We start from the raw sequence: 16,935 nt of genomic DNA, 5'->3' as shown, positions 1-16,935 counted from the left end.
TGCACTGGCGTCGTACTAGTTGATCTTCGGCGAGCGCTCGCAGCGGATGTCACGTCGATCGGGTTTCGTGGCGGGCGTACCCAAGAACCTCATGAAGCCAGTGATCGAAGTAGCGGTCCAACGCAGCGTCGTCCGCGAGGTCCAGAGCCAGCCACTCTTGAGCCGCACGAACCATCTCTAGACTCGCCTCCTCCTCTTCCTCTGGCTTGAGTTCCACCCAGTCGGTGAACGCCGCCCACTGGGGGTACAGACTCATTCTCAGGTCGTCGTCGAGCTCCGGAGGCCCCAACTCCTCCCAGAGGTCGGCCGCCGCCTCGTAGGCGCTTTCCGCCACCAGGATCCGTCGGAACAATCGGTTGATCTCGTCCAAGTCAAGCTCGGTGCCTTCGATGTAGCTGCTGATCACGCTACAAGCCTTCCGCCCGACCCTCACATTGCAAAGACCAAGCGCTTTGTCGGCGGGCGTCGCTCCTCACCGTTCACCTGCCCGAGCTGTCTACCGTCGTCGCCCTCTCCCGACCGTTGTTGGTCGGCTTGGCTGTACCGATGGCTGTACCGTTGATCTATGACAGCAGCCGAGACAGGGAACGCGGGACGCTTCCGCGATCCGAAGTATTGGCTGCGTAGCTTGGCCGCTGGCGAGATCTTCGTCCATTGCCCACGCTGTGCCGGGTGGGCTTCGATCCTTCCTGATCCTGATCCTGATCCTGAGTCAGCCGGCCGCTCCCGGCATCATGTCTGGCTGCGCCGTCGGCTCAGTTGTCTCGGGTGCGCGTATCTCGATGTCTGGCATCTCCTCGCCGCGCAGGGCGACAACGCGCGAACACTTCCTGAGTTCTCAGGCCCGAATGATCCATACTTTGGGCTGCCACTCTGGCTCTCGATTGACTGCCGTGGTCGAGTGCTTTGGGCGTACAACGCCGAGCACCTGGACCTGCTGGAGGCGTACGTGTCCGCTCGGTTGCGAGAGCGCGGCCGGGACATGGGGAGCCAAACCCTTGTCGAGCGCTTGCCCGCGTGGATCAAGGATGGCAAGCATCGCGCCGATGTGCTGGAAGGGATAGGCCGACTTCGGGCCGCTGCTGGCCTGACCGACGTCTTGCCCAGCGCACTTGGTTGCCCTCTTGCACAGAAAGCAGGGCAATGATGATGTCTTTGCTGAGATCCATCAGTTGCGGAGAACCTTGTCCGGGCTGGTGCACCTTGATCGTCACCCAGTTAGTCACTCTCTAGTCGTCCTTCGACGTGGTGATGCGCTGGACGAGATACAGGTCATCACCAAGGTCGTGCAGCGGCATGGCGACAGCATGAACTGGGTGGGTGATGACATCTAATGCCGCACCTCCATTCCTGTCCTCCCAGGCGCTGACATGCAGTTGGTGATCCCTGACGGCCAACTGTTCGATGGTTACCTGATAGCCGCTCGCCGGACGGGTACCAACAGTCAGCACCACCACAAGCTCGGCTTCCCAATCAACGGCGGGGACGGCAGGAGTGGGTCGCCGGGCACGCATCCACGCTTCCCATTCCCGCACCCACTCGTCCTCAGTTCGAATTAGGAACAGGCCGGCGGTGGTAGAGGATGCCGTGTCGCCGTGAAATAGGGTACGGAACGGCATCTGAGTGGCAGCGGGATTAATCATTGGCGAAGGGTAACAGCCAAGAGTAACGCCCTACCCAATTGCTAATCCCGGCCGTGCCTGAGAGGAGCCGGCACCGTCAGCTTGGAAGGCACCTAACCGCTCGACGGCCTGGCAGGCTGGCCTCGACCGGCTGGGAGTCCCCGGCTGCCGGCGCACCGTTCCCACTCGATGGCCGTTCCGCGGTGCGACGTGGCACGATCGCGCACGTGACCAGCAGACCCGCCGCAGCGCAGCACCTGAGCGACCTCGCCCGGCTGCGGCGCGTCCGCGACCGGATCGACCGGGAGTACGCGCAGCCGCTGGACGTCGAGGCGCTCGCCCGCGGCGTGAACATGTCCGCCGGGCACCTCAGCCGCCAGTTCCGGCTCGCCTACGGGGAATCGCCGTACGCCTACCTGATGACCCGGCGCATCGAGCGCGCGATGGCGCTGCTGCGTCGTGGCGACCTCAGCGTCACCGAGGTCTGTTTCGCGGTCGGCTGCGCCTCATTGGGCACCTTCAGCACTCGCTTCACCGAGTTGGTCGGTGTGCCGCCCAGTACCTACCGACGAGACGCGACGCGCGCGACGGCGGGGATGCCGCCGTGCGTGGCGAAACAGGTGACCAGACCGATCAGGAATCGAGAAGCGCGGGCCACGGAGCCGTAACTAGCGTGACTGCCATGAACATCACCATTCACACCACCGCCCTGCCGCACATCGACCCGGACGCCTCCCTGGCCTTCTACCGCGACACCCTCGGCTTCGAGGTCCGCAACGACGTCGGAAGCGGCACGATGCGCTGGATCACCGTCGGCCCCGCCGGTCAGCCCGACATGTCCATCCTCCTGGCGCCGCCGGCCGTCGACCCTGGCATCACCGACGACGAGCGCCGCACCATTCTCGAGATGATGGCCAAGGGCACCTACGGCTGGATCCTGCTGGCCACCCCGGACCTCGACGGCACCTTCGAGAAGCTGCAGGCCAGCGACGCCGAGGTCGTCCAGGAGCCGATCGAGCAGCCGTACGGAATCCGCGACTGCGCCTTCCGCGATCCCGCGGGCAACCTGATCCGTATCCGGGAGGTGCGCTGAGCCGTCTGGCGATCGCAGCCATGACCTCGATGTCTGGGCCGCTGGTTGGTCTGACGCCCCGGCCGGGCGCGCCGCGTGGCCGGGGCGCCCAGCGGCGCGGGCCGAAGCGAAGGAGAACCATTGGTTAGATCGAGCCAGGCGACGCCGACGGAGACCGCGAAGGCGGCCCCACGTGACACAGATGGAGAGACGATGAGCACGGCCACGAGGACGGACACTCAGTCGCCTGCGCTGCACGGTGCCGACAGCCACGATCTGATCCGCGTGCTCGGCGCGCGTGAGAACAACCTCAAGGACGTCAGCGTCGAGATCCCGAAGCGGCGGCTGACGGTGTTCACCGGCGTCTCCGGCTCGGGCAAGAGCTCGCTGGTGTTCGGCACGATCGCCGCGGAGTCGCAGCGACTGATCAACGAGACCTACAGCGCCTTCGTGCAGGGCTTCATGCCGACGCTGGCCCGCCCCGAGGTCGACGTGCTCGAGGGGCTGACGACCGCGATCATCGTCGACCAGGAGCGGATGGGCACCGACCCCCGCTCTACGGTCGGCACCGCCACCGACGCCAATGCGATGCTGCGCATCCTCTTCAGCCGACTCGGGAAGCCGCACATCGGTCCGCCCAGCGCCTTTGCGTTCAACGTCCCCTCGGTCCGGGCAAGTGGTGCGATCACGGTTGAGCGCGGTGACAAGACCAAGGCCGAGAAGGCGACGTTCACCCGCACCGGTGGCATGTGTCCGCGCTGCGAGGGTCGGGGCTCGGTCACCGACTTCGACCTGTCCGCGCTGTACGACGACAGCCTGTCGCTCAACGAGGGCGCGCTGACCATCCCCGGCTACAGCATGGACGGCTGGTACGGCCGCATCTTCCGCGGTTCCGGCTTCTTCGACCCGGACAAGCCGATCCGCAAGTACAGCAAGAAGGAGCTGCACGACCTGCTTTACAAGGAGCCGACGAAGATCAAGGTCGAGGGGATCAACCTGACGTACGAGGGCCTGATCCCGAAAATCCAGAAGTCGATGCTGTCCAAGGACGTCGATGCGCTCCAGCCGCACGTCCGCGACTTCGTGGAGCGGGCCGTCACCTTCACCACCTGCCCCGAGTGCCACGGCACCCGGCTCAGCGCGCCGGCCCGGTCGTCGAAGATCAAGGGGATCAACATCGCCGACGCCTGCGCGATGCAGATCAGCGACCTCGCCGAGTGGGTGCGGGGTCTGGACGAGCCGTCGGTGGCACCCCTGCTGACGGCACTGGGAGAGACCCTCGACTCGTTCGTCGAGATCGGGCTCGGCTACCTCAGCCTCGACCGGCCGTCGGGCACGCTCTCGGGCGGCGAGGCGCAGCGCACCAAGATGATCCGGCACCTCGGGTCGTCGCTCACCGACGTCACGTACGTCTTCGACGAGCCGACCATCGGGCTGCACCCCCACGACATCCAGCGGATGAACAACCTGCTGCTGCGGCTGCGGGACAAGGGCAACACCGTGCTCGTCGTGGAGCACAAGCCGGAGGCGATCGCGATCGCCGACCACGTCGTCGACCTCGGCCCGCACGCCGGCACCGAGGGCGGCGAGGTGGTCTTCGAGGGCACCGTCGAGGGGCTGCGGTCCAGCGGCACGATCACCGGGCGGCACCTGGACGACCGCGCCTCCCTGAAGCCGTCGGTGCGGACGCCGTCGGGGGCGCTGGAGGTGCGGGGTGCCAGCACCCACAACCTGAAGAACGTCAACGTCGACATCCCGCTCGGTGTGCTGGTCGTCGTCACCGGGGTGGCGGGCTCGGGCAAGAGCTCGCTGATCCACGGCTCGGTGTCCGGGCGGGACGGAGTCGTGTCGGTCGACCAGGGGGCGATCAGGGGCTCGCGACGGAGCAACCCGGCGACGTACACCGGACTGCTCGACCCGATCCGCAAGGCGTTCGCCAAGGCCAACGGCGTGAAGCCGGCGCTGTTCAGCGCCAATTCCGAGGGCGCCTGCCCCACCTGCAACGGCGCCGGCGTCATCTACACCGACCTGGCGATGATGGCCGGCGTCGCCACCACGTGCGAGGAGTGCGAGGGGAAGCGGTTCCAGGCATCGGTGCTGGAATACCACCTCGGCGGCCGGGACATCAGCGAGGTGCTCGCGATGTCGGTGACCGAGGCCGAAAAGTTCTTCGGCGCCGGGGAGGCGCGTACGCCGGCCGCGCACGCCATCCTCGACCGGCTCGCCGACGTCGGGCTCGGCTACCTCAGCCTCGGCCAGCCGCTCACCACGCTGTCGGGCGGCGAGCGGCAGCGGCTCAAGCTGGCCACCCAGATGGCCGGGAAGGGCAGCGTCTACGTCCTCGATGAACCGACCACCGGCCTCCACCTCGCCGACGTCGAGCAGCTGCTCGGGCTGCTCGACCGGCTCGTCGACTCCGGCAAGTCGGTCATCGTCATCGAGCACCACCAGGCGGTCATGGCGCACGCCGACTGGATCGTCGACCTCGGCCCCGGCGCCGGCCACGACGGCGGCCGGATCATCTTCGAGGGCACGCCCGCCGACCTCGTCGCCGCCCGCTCCACCCTCACCGGCGAGCACCTCGCGGCCTACGTCGGCACAGGCGATTGAGGCGAGGGGAGCGGAAGCGAGCTTCCGCTCCCCTCGCCGGTTGAGCTTGCGAGAGTCGCCGAAGGCGGCGATCGGTCGAGTCACTACCCTGGCCGGGATGAGCGATCAAGGTTGGTTGGCTGACGCCCGGACCTCCTACGACACCGTCGCGGTCAGCTATGCCGACCGGCTGCGCGGCGCTCTCGCCGGCGAGCCCTACCTACGCGGGAGTCTGGCGTTGTTCGCCGACATGGTTCGGGCCGCCGGTGGCGGGCCGGTGGCGGACGTGGGCTGCGGACCAGGACATGTCACCGCCCATCTGCGCACGTTGGGCGTCGACGCGTTCGGCATCGACCTTTCACCCGCGATGGTCGAGGTGGCTCGGCGCGATCATCCCGGCCTGCGGTTCGAGGTGGGTTCGATGACGGACCTGGACCTCGCCGACGCCTCGGTTGCCGGCCTGCTCGCCTTCTGGTCACTGATCCACGTCCCCGACGAGGCGGTGTCCACGGTCTTCGGCCACTTCCGACGGGCGTTGCGTCCCGGCGGACTGCTGCTGCTCGGCTTTCACGTCGGCAACCAATCGCGGCTGAAGACACAGGGCTACGGTGGCCACCCGATGAAGGTCCACGTCCACCGCCGCCAGCCCGACCGCGTGGCAGCCTGGCTGCGCGATGCCGGGTTCACGGTCGAGGCTCAGCTGCTGCTCGATCTGGACGAGACCGTGCCAGGGGCGGTCCTCTTCGCCCGCCGCCAGCCCTAGCCGATTGAGGAAGAGGCGACGGCGACGGCCGACAGGCCGAGCCAGGACGCCAGCGCTTCCAGTTCGGCGTGCACGGCGGCCCTGATCTCATCGGTGAACGGGATGTCCTGGTGGATGGCGTCCACCCGGAGGACCGATTTCTTGCGGTCGGCCGTCGCGTCCACCTTGCCGATCAGCCGGTCGTGATGCAGGACGGGCAGCGCGAAATAGCCCCAGCGCCGGTTGGCCTTCGGCACGTACATCTCCAGGCGGTACTCGAAGTCGAAGAGTTCGAGTGCGCGCTTGCGGTCGTGCACCAGGCGGTCGAACGGGGACAGCAGCGCGGTGCGCCCGGCGAACGGCTGGCCGATCGACGCCGGGTCGACCCGCCACCCGCCGGCGGTGCCCTCGATCTCCGCCGGCTCCCCGGCCTCACCCACCACGGCGGCGCGGGCGACGCCGAGGGAGCGCAGCAGCCGCTCGTTGCGCAGGGCGCGTGCCTCGTCCGCCGGAATCACCGCCGCATCGGCCGGGTAGACCCGCTCGGCCAGATCCCACCGGCGCTGCCGACCGACCCGGCCGGAGATGGCGATCTCGCCGCGCGCGGCGAGGAACTCCAGCATCTGGGTGACGTTGCGGTTGTTGGTCCAGCCGGTAGACGGCCACGGCACCTCGCTGCGGTCCGGCACGTCCCGCGACAGCAGCGGCCCGGAATCCCGCAGCAGGTCCAGCACGTAGCGGCGGAAGGAGTCGTTGGCCCGCAGCCACTCGCGCCGCCGCGACTCCTCCGGCCAGGCCGCCATGTCGGCCAGGTGGAGCCCAAGCTCGGCCATCGGTCGCACCATCGCGCGGTGCTCGAAGAGCGTGCGGTCCCGCTCGACGGCCTGCGGCAGGTGGTCCGGGTGGTACGCGGCCCCGAGCCGGCTCCAGGCCACCAGGTCGGCGTTGGGTGCCACCGCGGCCGTCGGGTCGAGCTGGAGGAACGTCAACTGGTGCACGACCGCCAGGAGGTCGGTCGGCCGCTGCGCGTCGAGCACCTGGGCGCGGACCGCCATGCGCCGGGCCTCGGCGCGGTCAAGCCGGTGAGCCATGGGGCGAGGGTAGTGCCCAGGCCCGACACCCTGGTGACCCGAAACCTGGCGCTGCGGAGCCGGAACCAGCGGAATCTCCGTGGTGCCGATCCGGATTTTCCCGTTTCGCCTCCGGTGGCCGGCAGCAAATCTACTGTGGAAAGCATCGGCGACTATTTGGGGCGATCCGGTGGCGGCCGGGCCCTTCGCGGTGCACAGTGATCTCATGAGCGACAGCGGAAGTGGTGCGCACTACTACTGGTGCACCCGACACCACCGGGTCGAGACCGATGCTGACGTGTGTCCTGCGAAGCACGTTCTCGGGCCGTACGCCTCAGCCGCCGACGCGGAGAACGCCCTGCAGAGGGTGCAGGAGCGCAACGAAGCGTGGGACGCCGAGGACGCCCGTTGGGCCGGGGAGGACAGGTAGACGGCGCGGGACGGCCCGCGTCGAGGTACTCCGTGCTCCGCGAGGGCGAGAGCACGTCCCCAAGGAGGGAACCGAGATGGCCGAAGCACAAAAGGCCACCACCCGCCCGGCCGCCAAACGTACGACCGCGAAGAAGACCGCCAGGGGGGCGACGGTCACCAAGGCGTCCGCGAACGCCTCGGGCGCCGGGGCCGGTCGGGTCCCGGCGAAGGAGGCGGTCGCGAAGAAGGCCGCCACCAGGAAGACCGTGGCGGCGGCGACCAGGGCCCCGGCGAAGAAGGCGCCGGCGACGAAGACCACGGCCAAGAAGGCCCCGGCCACGAAGACCGCCGCCAAGAAGACCACGGCGGCGAAGAAGGCCGCCGCAGCGAAGAAGGCACCGGCGAAGAAGGCCCCCGCGAAGAAGGCGGCGGCGAAGACCACGGTAGCGGCGCGGAAGACCACGGCGGCGAAGAAGGCTCCCGCGAAGAAGGCGGCGGCGAAGACCACGGTGGCGGCGCGGAAGACCACGGCAGCGAAGAAGGCTCCCGCCAAGAAGACCACGGTCGCGGCGAAGAAGGCCCCCGCCAAGAAGACCACGGCCGCGGCGAAGAAGGCGCCGGCGAAGAAGACCACCGGCACCCGGACGATCACCACCACGGGTAGGAAGGCCGGCGCGGCGGCGAAGACGACCGGGGCCGCGGCGAAGCGGACGACCGCGAAGAAGACCACAGCGGCGAAGAAGGTCGCGGCCAAGAAGACCGCCGCGAAGACGGCGCCGGCCACGAAGACCGCCGCGAAGACGGCGCCGGCCAAGAAGACGACCACCACGTCCCGCAAGGCCACGGCGAAGAAGGCGGCGTCGGCGGTCGGCCCCCTCGAGCGCAGGACGAGCAGCTCGACCGGGACCCACAAACGCCTCACCGCCGCCCGGAAGCCCGCCGGCACGAGGGTCGTCGCGGGCCGTTCGACGGCCAAGCCGGGCAGCGCCCGGAAGGCCGCCGGCTGACGTCGGGGGCCCGCCACTGACCCGGCGTACGCCGCGCCGGTGAGCGGATCACGCGGGGCGCTGTCAGGATGTCCCCGTGGTGATCCGACGCGTACTCGCGCCCCGCATCGACTTCGGCGCGCTGCGCCGCGAGCTGGGACTGCCCGAGAGCTTCCCGGCCGCGGCGCAGCGCGAGGCGGACGAGGCGGCCGCCGCACCGCTGCCCGCCGTCACCGACCGGACCGACGTCCCGTTCGTCACCGTCGACCCGGCGACCTCGCGCGACCTGGACCAGGCGATGCACCTCAGCCGCCGACCCGGTGGCGGCTACCGGGTGCGGTACGCCATCGCCGACGTCGCCACCCACGTACGCCCCGGCGGCCCGCTGGAGGAGGAGACCTGGCGCCGCGGGCAGACCGTCTACCTGCCCGACGGCAACGTGCCGCTGCACCCGCACACGCTCAGCGAGGGGGCGGCCAGCCTGCTGCCCGAGCAGGACCGGGCGGCGGTGGTCTGGACCATCGACCTCGACAGCGACGGCGATACCATCGCCGTCGCGCTGGAGCGCGCCCGGGTCCGCAGCCGGGCCAAGCTCGACTACCAGGGTGTCCAGCGGGACGCCGACGCCGGCCGGCTGCCCGAGCCGATCGCCCTGCTGCCCGAGATCGGCGCGCTGCTCACCACCCGCGGGCTGCGCCGGGGCGCGATCAACCTGCCCCTGCCCGAGCAGGACGTCGAACCGGACGGCGACGGCTGGCGCCTGGTGCTGCGTGGCCCGGCGCCGATGGAGGACCACAACGCGCAGATCTCCCTGCTCACCGGGATGGCCGCCGCCGACATCATGCTCACCGGCCGGATCGGGCTGCTGCGGACCATGCCGCCGCCGAAGCCGGAGGCCGTCGACCGGCTGCGCCTCGCCGCCGCCCCGCTCGGTATCGACTGGCCGGCGGGGCTCAGCGTAGGCGAGGTCCTGGAGCGGCTGGACCCCTCGCAGCCCCGGGCGGCGGCCTTCATCGATCAGGCGGCGGAGCTGATGCGCGGGGCCGGGTACACCGCCTTCGACGGGGAGCTACCCGAGCAGCCGGAGCACGGCGGGGTCGCGGCCACGTACGCCCACGTCACGGCGCCGCTGCGCCGGCTGGCCGACCGGTACGCGACCGAGGTCTGCCTGGCCCTGCACGAGGGCCGGGAGGTGCCCGACTGGGCCCGCGCGGCGCTGCCGAAGCTGCCGGAGGTCATGGCGACCACCGACCGCACCGCGTCCGCGGCCACCCGGGGCGCCGTCGAGTTGGCCGAGGCGGTGCTGCTGGAGCACCGGGTGGGGGAGACCTTCGAGGCCGCAGTGCTCGACGTGGACACACCGCCCAACGGGGAGGCCAAGCCGGGCCGGACGCCGGGCGGCACGGTGGCCCTCGACGCCCCACCGGTACGGGCCCGCTGCCGCGGCGAGCTGCCGCTCGGCGAGCGCGTGCCGGTCCGCCTGGTGACCGCCGACCCGACCCAGCGCAAGGTCCTCTTCGAGCACGGCTGACCGGCGCCGCAGCGGGGTTTGTCACAGCGCCCGGCCGTGCTGCGGGCCGATCACCTTTGCGAGGATGACCCCATGGCTTACGACGCGACCACGCTGCCCGACGTCTCCGGGCTGACCGTCGGCATCATCGGTGGGACCGGCGACCAGGGGCGGGGTCTCGCCTACCGGTTCGCCCGGGCCGGGCAGACCGTGCTGATCGGTTCCCGTTCGGCCGAGCGGGCGGCGCAGGCCGCCGCCGAGATCGCCGCGCTGCCCGGGATGCCGGCCGGGGTCGACGTGACCGGGGCCGACAACGACGAGGTGGCCCGGCGCAGCGACGTGGTGATCATCGCGGTGCCGTGGGACGGGCACGCCGTCACCGTCGCCGCCCTGGCGGAGCCGCTCGCCGGCAAGATCGTGGTGGACTGCGTCAACCCGCTCGGCTTCGACAAGCAGGGGCCGTACGCCCTGCAGGTCGCCGAGGGCAGCGCCGTCCAGCAGGCCGCCGCGCTGCTGCCCGACTCCCGGGTCTGCGCCGCGTTCAACCACGTCAGCGCGCCGCTGCTGGCCGACCCGGAGGTCGACCGGATCGACCTCGACGTGCTGATCTGCACCGAGGACCGGGAGCTGGTCAACGTGGTCGCCGCGCTCGCCGCCCGGATCCCCGGCATGCGCGGGATCTACGCCGGTCGGCTGCGCAACGCCCACCAGATCGAGGCGTTCACCGCCAACCTGATCGCAATCAACAAGCGCTACAAGGCGCACGCCGGCATCCGGGTCACCGACCTCTGAGCCACGGCACGACCAAGGGCCCCCGCCACGGCGGGGGCCCTTCGTCGTATCGGTCAGAAGGTGTGCTCGGCGGCGGGGAACTCGCCGCCGCGGACCTCCTCGGCGAACCGCCGGGTGGCGTCGGTCAGCGCGCCCGCCAGGTCGGCGTAGCGCTTCACGAAGCGCGGCGCCCGGCCGGTGCGCAGCCCGGCCATGTCCTGCCAGACCAGCACCTGGGCGTCGGTCTCCGGGCCGGCGCCGATGCCCACGGTCGGGATCCGCAGCTCCGCGGTGATCCGCTTGGCCACCTCGCCGGGCACCATCTCCAGCACCACCGCGAACGCGCCCGCCTCGGCCACCGCGCGGGCGTCGGCGATCACCTCCTCGGCGGTGTCGCCTCGGCCCTGCACCCGGTAGCCGCCCAGGGTGTGCTCGCTCTGCGGGGTGAAGCCGATGTGCGCCATCACCGGGATGCCGGCCCCGACGATCGCCTCGATCTGGGCGGCGCAGCGCCGGCCGCCCTCCAGCTTCACCGCGTGGCAGCCGCCCTCCTTCATGAACCGCACCGCGGTCCGCAGCGCCTGCGTCGGCCCCTCCTCGTACGAGCCGAAGGGCAGGTCGCCGACGATCAGCGAGTGCCGGGTCGCGCGTACCACGGCCCGGACCAGGGGGAGCAGCTCCTCGGCGGTCACCGGCAGGGTGGTCTCGTAGCCGAAGACGTTGTTCGCCGCCGAGTCGCCGACCAGCAGCACCGGGATCCCCGCCTGATCGAAGATCGAGGCCGTGTACTGGTCGTACGAGGTGAGCATCGCCCAGCGCTCGCCGCGCTCCTTGGCGGCGATCAGGTCGCGGGTGCGGACCCGTCGGGTGGCCGGCCCGCCGTAGAGGGCGGTCACCTCGGTCGGGGTGGACTCCACCATGACTCTCTCCTTCCTCGAGGCCGCCTCTGCGGTCCCCGGGTTCCGCCGCGATCGTCGCACCGGACGACCGGCCTGCGGCAGGGCGGAGTGCAGGATTTCACTCCCGCGCCCAGGGCGGACGGCGGTCAGCCGTGCTCGCGCCAGCGGTTGGTGATGGGCAGCCGGCGGTCCCGCCCGAACGCCTTGATCGAGATCTTGGTGCCCGGGGCGGACTGCCGTCGCTTGTACTCGGCGGTGTCCACCATGCGCAGTACCTTGTCGACCACCGCCGGATCGTGCCCCGACTCGATTAGCCCCTCCCGGCCCAGGTCGCCGTCGACGTAGCCGATCAGGATCGGGTCGAGGACGTCGTACGCCGGCAGGGTGTCGCTGTCCATCTGGCCCGGGCTCAGCTCCGCCGACGGCGGCTTGCCGATCGAGCTTTCCGGGATGGGCGGCGTCTCGCCCCGGCGCTCGGCGTCGGCGTTGCGCCACTTGGCCAGCCGCCAGACCAGGGTCTTCCAGACGTCCTTGATCGGGTTGTAGCCGCCGACCGAATCGCCGTAGAGGGTGGAGTAGCCGACCGCCAGCTCGCTCTTGTTGCCGGTGGTGAGGACCAGGTGGCCCTCCTGGTTCGACAGCGCCATCAGGATCACGCCGCGCACCCGGGCCTGGAGGTTCTCCACGGTCACCCCGGACAGCGACATGTTGGCCAGGAAGGTGTCCACCATGGGCTGGATCGGCTCGATCCGGTAGTTCAGGCCGGTCCGCTTGGCCAGGTCCTCGGCGTCGGCCCGGGAATGCTCCGAGGAGTGCTGGCTGGGCAGCGACACGCCGGCCACCCGGTCCGGGCCGAGCGCGTCCACCGCGATCGTCGCCGACACCGCGGAGTCGATGCCGCCGGAGAGGCCGAGCACCACCGACGGGAAGCGGTTCTTGTTGACGTAGTCGCGCAGGCCCAGCACCAGCGCCTGCCACACCTCGGCCTCGTCGGCGACCGGCTCGATGATGCCGCCGGCCGCCATCCCGCCGGTGGCGGCGGGCGGCAGGATGTCGCTGACCTTGGCCCGGACGATCCGCATCCCGTCGGCCAGCTCCTCGGCGTGGTCGACCTGCTCCTTCGCCGGGGGCAGCTCCACGTCATGCACCAGCAGGTGCTCGACGAATTGCGGCGCCCGGGCGAGCAGCGCCCCCTCGGCGCTGACGATCATCGAGTCGCCGTCATAGACCAGCTCGTCCTGGCCGCCGACCATGTTGACGTACGCGATGGTGGCGCCGGCCTCGGCGGCCCGGCGGCGGACCAGCGGCAGCCGGACGTCGTCCTTGTTCAGCTCGTACGGCGAGCCGTTGATGTTGAGCACCAGGCCGACCCCGGCCTGCCGGGCGACCGCGAACGGGCCGCCGGCCTGCCAGAGGTCCTCGCAGATGGTCAGCGCGACGTCCACCCCGCCGATCCGGGCCACGGTCAGCATGTCGCCGGGGACAAAGTAGCGGTCCTCGTCGAAGACGCCGTAGTTGGGCAGGTGGTGCTTGAAGTAGGTGGCCACGATCCCGCCCTGGTGCAGCAGCGCGGCGGCGTTGCGGGCACCCCGGCCCGGCACGGCATCGGCGCTGACCTGCGGCGGGCCGTCCGCGTCCAGGTAGCCGACCATCACCGGCAGCTCCCCGAGCCCGTCGGCGGCGAGGTCCGCGGCGAGCCGCTCCAGCGCGGCCCTCGACGCGGCGACGAAGGAGCGGCGGAAGACCAGGTCCTCGACCGGGTACCCGGTCAGCATCAGCTCCGGGAAGAGCGCGAGCTGGGCGCCGGCGTCGGCGGCCTTGCGGGTCCAGCGGCGAACCAGGTCCGCGTTTCCGGCGATGTCGCCGACCGTCGGGTTGACCTGGCACAGGGCGAGACGCAGGGTGGGCATGTCCTAATCTTGCCCCAGCTCCGCGGGGCTGACATGGCCGGACGTGGGAGACGCCAGCCACCCCGGGAGGGGCGGCCGGGCCTGCCCGCCGGGCCGGGCTCGGGCGGCGGGACACGGCGGGACGGCGGCCGGGCGGTCGCGTAACGTCGGCGTAACGAGGCCGGTGGAGACTGGGCGGTCAGGCCGCACCGGCCCGACCGGTGACGGACAACAGTGTCGCGAGGGGTTGAAGTGGACCGTCAGCAGGAGTTCGTCCTCCGTACGCTGGAAGAGCGGGACATCCGCTTCGTCCGGCTGTGGTTCACCGACGTGCTGGGCACGCTCAAGAGCGTCTCGGTGGCCCCCGCCGAGCTGGAGGCCGCCTTCGAGGAGGGCATCGGCTTCGACGGCTCGGCGATCGAGGGCTTCGCCCGGGTCTTCGAGTCGGACATGGTCGCCATGCCCGACCCGACGACGTTCCAGGTCTTCCCGTTCGAGGGCGGGGTCAGCGGCGAGAGCGCCCGGATGTTCTGCGACATCCTGCTCCCCGACGGCGGCCCGTCCTGGGCCGACCCGCGGCACGTGCTGCGCCGGGCGCTCTCCAAGGCGGCCGAGAAGGGCTTCACCTTCTACACCCACCCGGAGATCGAGTTCTTCCTGCTGGAGAACGGCCCGCAGGACGGCTCGGTGCCGGTCCCGGTGGACACCGGCGGCTACTTCGAGCACACCACCCACGCCGTCGCCCGGGACTTCCGCCGCCAGGCGGTGCTCGCCCTGGAGCGGATCGGCATCTCGGTGGAGTTCAGCCACCACGAGGTGGCCCCCGGCCAGCAGGAGATCGACCTGCGCTACGCCGACGCGCTGACCACCGCCGACAACATCATGACCTTCCGGCACGTGGTGAAGGAGGTGGCGCTCTCCACCGGCGTGCAGGCCAGCTTCATGCCGAAGCCCTTCACCGACCAGCCGGGCAGCGGCATGCACACCCACCTGTCGCTCTTCGAGGGGGAGCGCAACGCGTTCCACGACGCGGGCGACCCGATGAAGCTCTCCAAGGTGGCGAAGTCGTTCATCGCGGGCCTGCTGATGCACGCCCGGGAGTACACCGCGGTCACCAACCAGTGGGTCAACTCGTACAAGCGGCTCTTCCCGCAGGCACTGCCGGACCGGATCACGGAGAGCCCGGCGTACGTCTGCTGGGGTCACCTCAACCGGTCCGCCCTGGTCCGGGTGCCGGCGTACGGCAAGCCGAACTCGGCCCGGGTGGAGGTCCGCTCGCTGGACGCGGCGACCAACCCGTACCTGGCCTTCGCGGTCATGCTCGGCGCCGGCCTCAAGGGCATCGAGGAGGGGTACGAGCTGCCCCCGGGCGCGGAGGACGACGTCTGGTCGCTGAGCAGCGCCGAGCGCCGGGCGATGGGCTACGAGGCGCTGCCGGAGAACCTGGCCGAGGCGATCGACGTGATGGCCGGCTCGGAGCTGGTCGCCGAGGTGCTCGGCGAGCACGTCTTCGACTTCTTCCTGCGCAACAAGCGCGCCGAGTGGGAGCAGTACCGCCGCGAGGTCACCCCGTACGAGCGGCAGCGTTACCTGTCGCTCTAGGCCTGTCGTACCCCCGGATTAGCTTCCGGGGGTGAACCGGACCGACCGTCTCTACGCCCTGGTGGAGGAGCTGCGGGCCGTCTCGCCGCGGCCGCGCAGCGCCCGCTGGCTGGCCCAGCGCTTCGAGGTCAGCGCCCGGACCATCGAGCGGGACATCGCCGCCCTGCAGGCCTCGGGCGTGCCGATCTGGGCCGAGCCGGGCCGCACCGGCGGCTACGTGGTCGACCGCGCGCACACCCTGCCGCCGGTCAACCTGACCGCCGGCGAGGCGGTGGCGATGGCGGTGGCGCTGCACCGGCTGGGCGGCACGCCGGTCGCCGCCCGGCGGGTGCTCCGTCTGCGGTACGCCGACCGTTCCGGCGCGGATTCGTCCCGTGATGTCGAGCCGCTCGGCTACCTCGGCAACTCCCGCCACTGGTACCTGCTGGCCTGGTGCCGGCTCCGCGACGAGCTGCGCTGCTTCCGCACCGACCGGATCCGCTCGGTGCATCCGCTGGCCGAGGTGGTGACCCGGGAGCTGGACCCCGCCGATCTGGACATCCCCGACCGGGTGATCAGCCGGTTGAGCCTGGTCTGAGTTGGTCGGAAAACACCGACAGGGCGGTGTCGCGGACCGGGTCGAGGCTGCTACCTGAGACGCCGGCCGACCGGCCGGCGGGATGAACGGGAGGCACCATGTCCACGCCCATCACCTGGTTCGAGATCGGCTCCGACCGCCCGGCGGAGGCCGAGAAGTTCTACGGCGACTTGTTCGGCTGGACCTTCGAGGAGCAGGGCGCGCCGGGCGGGTCGTACCGGCAGACCACCGCCGGCGGGGAGCAGGGGATCGGCGGCGCGATCCGGGGCACCGACGGCACCTCGCCGACCTACGCGATCTTCTACGCCGAGGTGGCCGACGTGGCGGAGACCTGCCGCCGGGCCGAGGCCGCCGGCGGCAAGGTGGTGGTGCCGCTCCGCACCACGCCGAGCGGGCTGAGCTTGGCGCACCTGGTCGACCCGTCCGGGAACCGGTTCGGCGTCTTCACCCCGCCGTCGGCCGGCTGATCGACCCGACCTGGATCGAACGCGCAGGACCCCGCCGGATCGGCGGGGTCCTGCGGGGGGTGGGTGGCCCCGCCGCGGAGACGGCGGGGCCATCGGATTACTTGTCGCCCATGCCGCCCGGGCCGTGCTGGCCGTGGCCGCCGGGGCCCGGAAGGACGCCGGCCTCGGCCGCCTTGGTGATCGCGTCGGCCTGCTCCTGGGTGAGCTTGCCGTCCTTGACCGCCTGGTCCAGCCGCTGCTTCAGGTCCGCCTGCCGGTCCTCGGTCGAGGGCCGGTCCGGCCGGTCGGCCTGGTGCTGTTCGCGGATCTTCTCCAGGGCGGCGGTCACCTTGTCGGTGGAGACGCCCAGCTCCTTGGCCAACTCCTCGGCGAAGGCGGCCTGCCGGTCGGCCCGCTGCTGCTGCCGGTCGGTGCCCCCCTGGTCGGTGCTGCTGCTGGTGCTCGGCTTCGGCGTCGCGTTGTCGTCGGCGAACGCCACCGTGGGAGCGGCGATCCCCACGCCGAGCACGCCCGCGGCGGCCAGACCGGCCAGCAGGTGCTTCTTCGAGATCGTGCGGGACATCAGTCCTCCAGTTGGTCGGTGGTGCGATGACGTCACCGACAGTGACGGCCGTGCCTGAAGGAACCCCGTCAGGACCCTATGAACGCGCTGGCAATCCACCCCCAAAACCGGACCAACCGGTTGCGCGGGTGGGGGTGAGGCGCCCGGCGGGTCAGCGGACGGCGAG

At 70.9% G+C, this 16,935-nt stretch carries 17 protein-coding genes; 10 read left to right on the top strand and 7 right to left on the bottom strand.

Going from position 1 to position 16,935, the window contains the following annotated elements; all coding sequences use genetic code 11:
• Positions 1–49 precede the first annotated feature (49 nt).
• Positions 50–406: a hypothetical protein gene (locus DKL51_RS19235; protein ID WP_124812337.1), complete on the bottom strand. Its 357-nt coding sequence runs from the start codon at positions 404–406 to the stop codon at positions 50–52.
• A gap of 159 nt (positions 407–565) precedes the next feature.
• On the opposite strand from DKL51_RS19235, the gene DKL51_RS19230 reads away from it, so the two are divergent.
• Complete coding sequence (locus DKL51_RS19230) at positions 566–1,147, top strand: hypothetical protein (protein WP_185734848.1); 582 nt, start codon at positions 566–568, stop codon at positions 1,145–1,147.
• A gap of 82 nt (positions 1,148–1,229) precedes the next feature.
• Here DKL51_RS19230 and DKL51_RS19225 read toward each other — a convergent pair whose 3' ends face one another.
• Positions 1,230–1,643: a protease complex subunit PrcB family protein gene (locus DKL51_RS19225; protein WP_123827026.1), complete on the bottom strand. Its 414-nt coding sequence runs from the start codon at positions 1,641–1,643 to the stop codon at positions 1,230–1,232.
• Positions 1,644–1,849: 206 nt separating this feature from the next.
• On the opposite strand from DKL51_RS19225, the gene DKL51_RS19220 reads away from it, so the two are divergent.
• From DKL51_RS19220 to DKL51_RS19205, 4 genes are all read left to right on the top strand, one after another.
• Entirely contained in the window at positions 1,850–2,290 is a 441-nt protein-coding gene (locus tag DKL51_RS19220) for a helix-turn-helix transcriptional regulator (protein WP_109944475.1), read from the top strand.
• A gap of 14 nt (positions 2,291–2,304) precedes the next feature.
• On the top strand, positions 2,305–2,715 hold the full coding sequence (locus tag DKL51_RS19215) for a VOC family protein (RefSeq protein WP_109944476.1): 411 nt from the start codon (positions 2,305–2,307) through the stop codon (positions 2,713–2,715).
• Between the two features lie 192 nt (positions 2,716–2,907).
• Positions 2,908–5,304: an ATP-binding cassette domain-containing protein gene (locus tag DKL51_RS19210; RefSeq protein ID WP_109965548.1), complete on the top strand. Its 2,397-nt coding sequence runs from the start codon at positions 2,908–2,910 to the stop codon at positions 5,302–5,304.
• A gap of 97 nt (positions 5,305–5,401) precedes the next feature.
• Positions 5,402–6,046: a class I SAM-dependent methyltransferase gene (locus DKL51_RS19205; RefSeq protein WP_109944478.1), complete on the top strand. Its 645-nt coding sequence runs from the start codon at positions 5,402–5,404 to the stop codon at positions 6,044–6,046.
• Here the strand turns inward: DKL51_RS19205 and DKL51_RS19200 are convergent.
• Together DKL51_RS19200 and DKL51_RS35030 are read right to left on the bottom strand one after the other, a co-directional pair.
• Positions 6,043–7,116, bottom strand: a complete 1,074-nt coding sequence (locus DKL51_RS19200) for a DNA glycosylase AlkZ-like family protein (RefSeq protein WP_109965549.1) — start codon at positions 7,114–7,116, stop codon at positions 6,043–6,045. The genes DKL51_RS19205 and DKL51_RS19200 overlap by 4 nt on opposite strands.
• 313 nt (positions 7,117–7,429) lie before the next feature.
• A complete protein-coding gene (locus tag DKL51_RS35030; RefSeq protein WP_185734847.1) occupies positions 7,430–8,419 on the bottom strand; it encodes a hypothetical protein in 990 nt (329 codons plus the stop codon).
• Positions 8,420–8,589: 170 nt separating this feature from the next.
• On the opposite strand from DKL51_RS35030, the gene DKL51_RS19185 reads away from it, so the two are divergent.
• Together DKL51_RS19185 and npdG are read left to right on the top strand one after the other, a co-directional pair.
• Positions 8,590–10,023, top strand: a complete 1,434-nt coding sequence (locus DKL51_RS19185; protein WP_109965551.1) for an RNB domain-containing ribonuclease — start codon at positions 8,590–8,592, stop codon at positions 10,021–10,023.
• 72 nt (positions 10,024–10,095) lie between these two features.
• Entirely contained in the window at positions 10,096–10,794 is a 699-nt protein-coding gene (npdG, locus tag DKL51_RS19180) for an NADPH-dependent F420 reductase (protein WP_124812336.1), read from the top strand.
• A 53-nt stretch (positions 10,795–10,847) separates the two neighbouring features.
• Here npdG and panB read toward each other — a convergent pair whose 3' ends face one another.
• Together panB and DKL51_RS19170 are read right to left on the bottom strand one after the other, a co-directional pair.
• On the bottom strand, positions 10,848–11,693 hold the full coding sequence (gene panB / locus DKL51_RS19175; RefSeq protein ID WP_109944483.1) for a 3-methyl-2-oxobutanoate hydroxymethyltransferase: 846 nt from the start codon (positions 11,691–11,693) through the stop codon (positions 10,848–10,850).
• 125 nt (positions 11,694–11,818) lie between these two features.
• Positions 11,819–13,582, bottom strand: coding sequence for an NAD+ synthase (locus DKL51_RS19170; protein WP_109965553.1), 1,764 nt, complete (start codon positions 13,580–13,582; stop codon positions 11,819–11,821).
• A gap of 231 nt (positions 13,583–13,813) precedes the next feature.
• Between DKL51_RS19170 and glnA the strand changes: the two genes are divergently transcribed.
• From glnA to DKL51_RS19155, 3 genes are all read left to right on the top strand, one after another.
• Positions 13,814–15,163 (top strand): type I glutamate--ammonia ligase, encoded by a 1,350-nt coding sequence (gene glnA / locus DKL51_RS19165; protein WP_109944485.1) that lies wholly within the window; start codon positions 13,814–13,816, stop codon positions 15,161–15,163.
• Positions 15,164–15,194: 31 nt separating this feature from the next.
• Positions 15,195–15,740 carry a helix-turn-helix transcriptional regulator gene (locus DKL51_RS19160; RefSeq protein WP_124812335.1) on the top strand — a complete coding sequence of 182 codons (546 nt, stop codon included), beginning with the start codon at positions 15,195–15,197 and terminating at the stop codon, positions 15,738–15,740.
• 98 nt (positions 15,741–15,838) lie between these two features.
• Positions 15,839–16,207, top strand: coding sequence for a VOC family protein (locus DKL51_RS19155; protein WP_109942748.1), 369 nt, complete (start codon positions 15,839–15,841; stop codon positions 16,205–16,207).
• A gap of 97 nt (positions 16,208–16,304) precedes the next feature.
• Here the strand turns inward: DKL51_RS19155 and DKL51_RS19150 are convergent, their stop codons facing one another.
• The gene (locus tag DKL51_RS19150) at positions 16,305–16,769 is read right to left on the bottom strand and encodes a hypothetical protein (RefSeq protein WP_109942749.1); all 465 of its coding nucleotides are present in this window, start codon (positions 16,767–16,769) and stop codon (positions 16,305–16,307) included.
• Positions 16,770–16,935: the final 166 nt, after the last annotated feature.

The organism is Micromonospora globispora (assembly GCF_003857015.1).
Taxonomy (GTDB): Bacteria; Actinomycetota; Actinomycetes; order Mycobacteriales; family Micromonosporaceae; genus Micromonospora; species Micromonospora globispora.
This window is presented reverse-complemented; position numbering and strand designations above follow the sequence as displayed.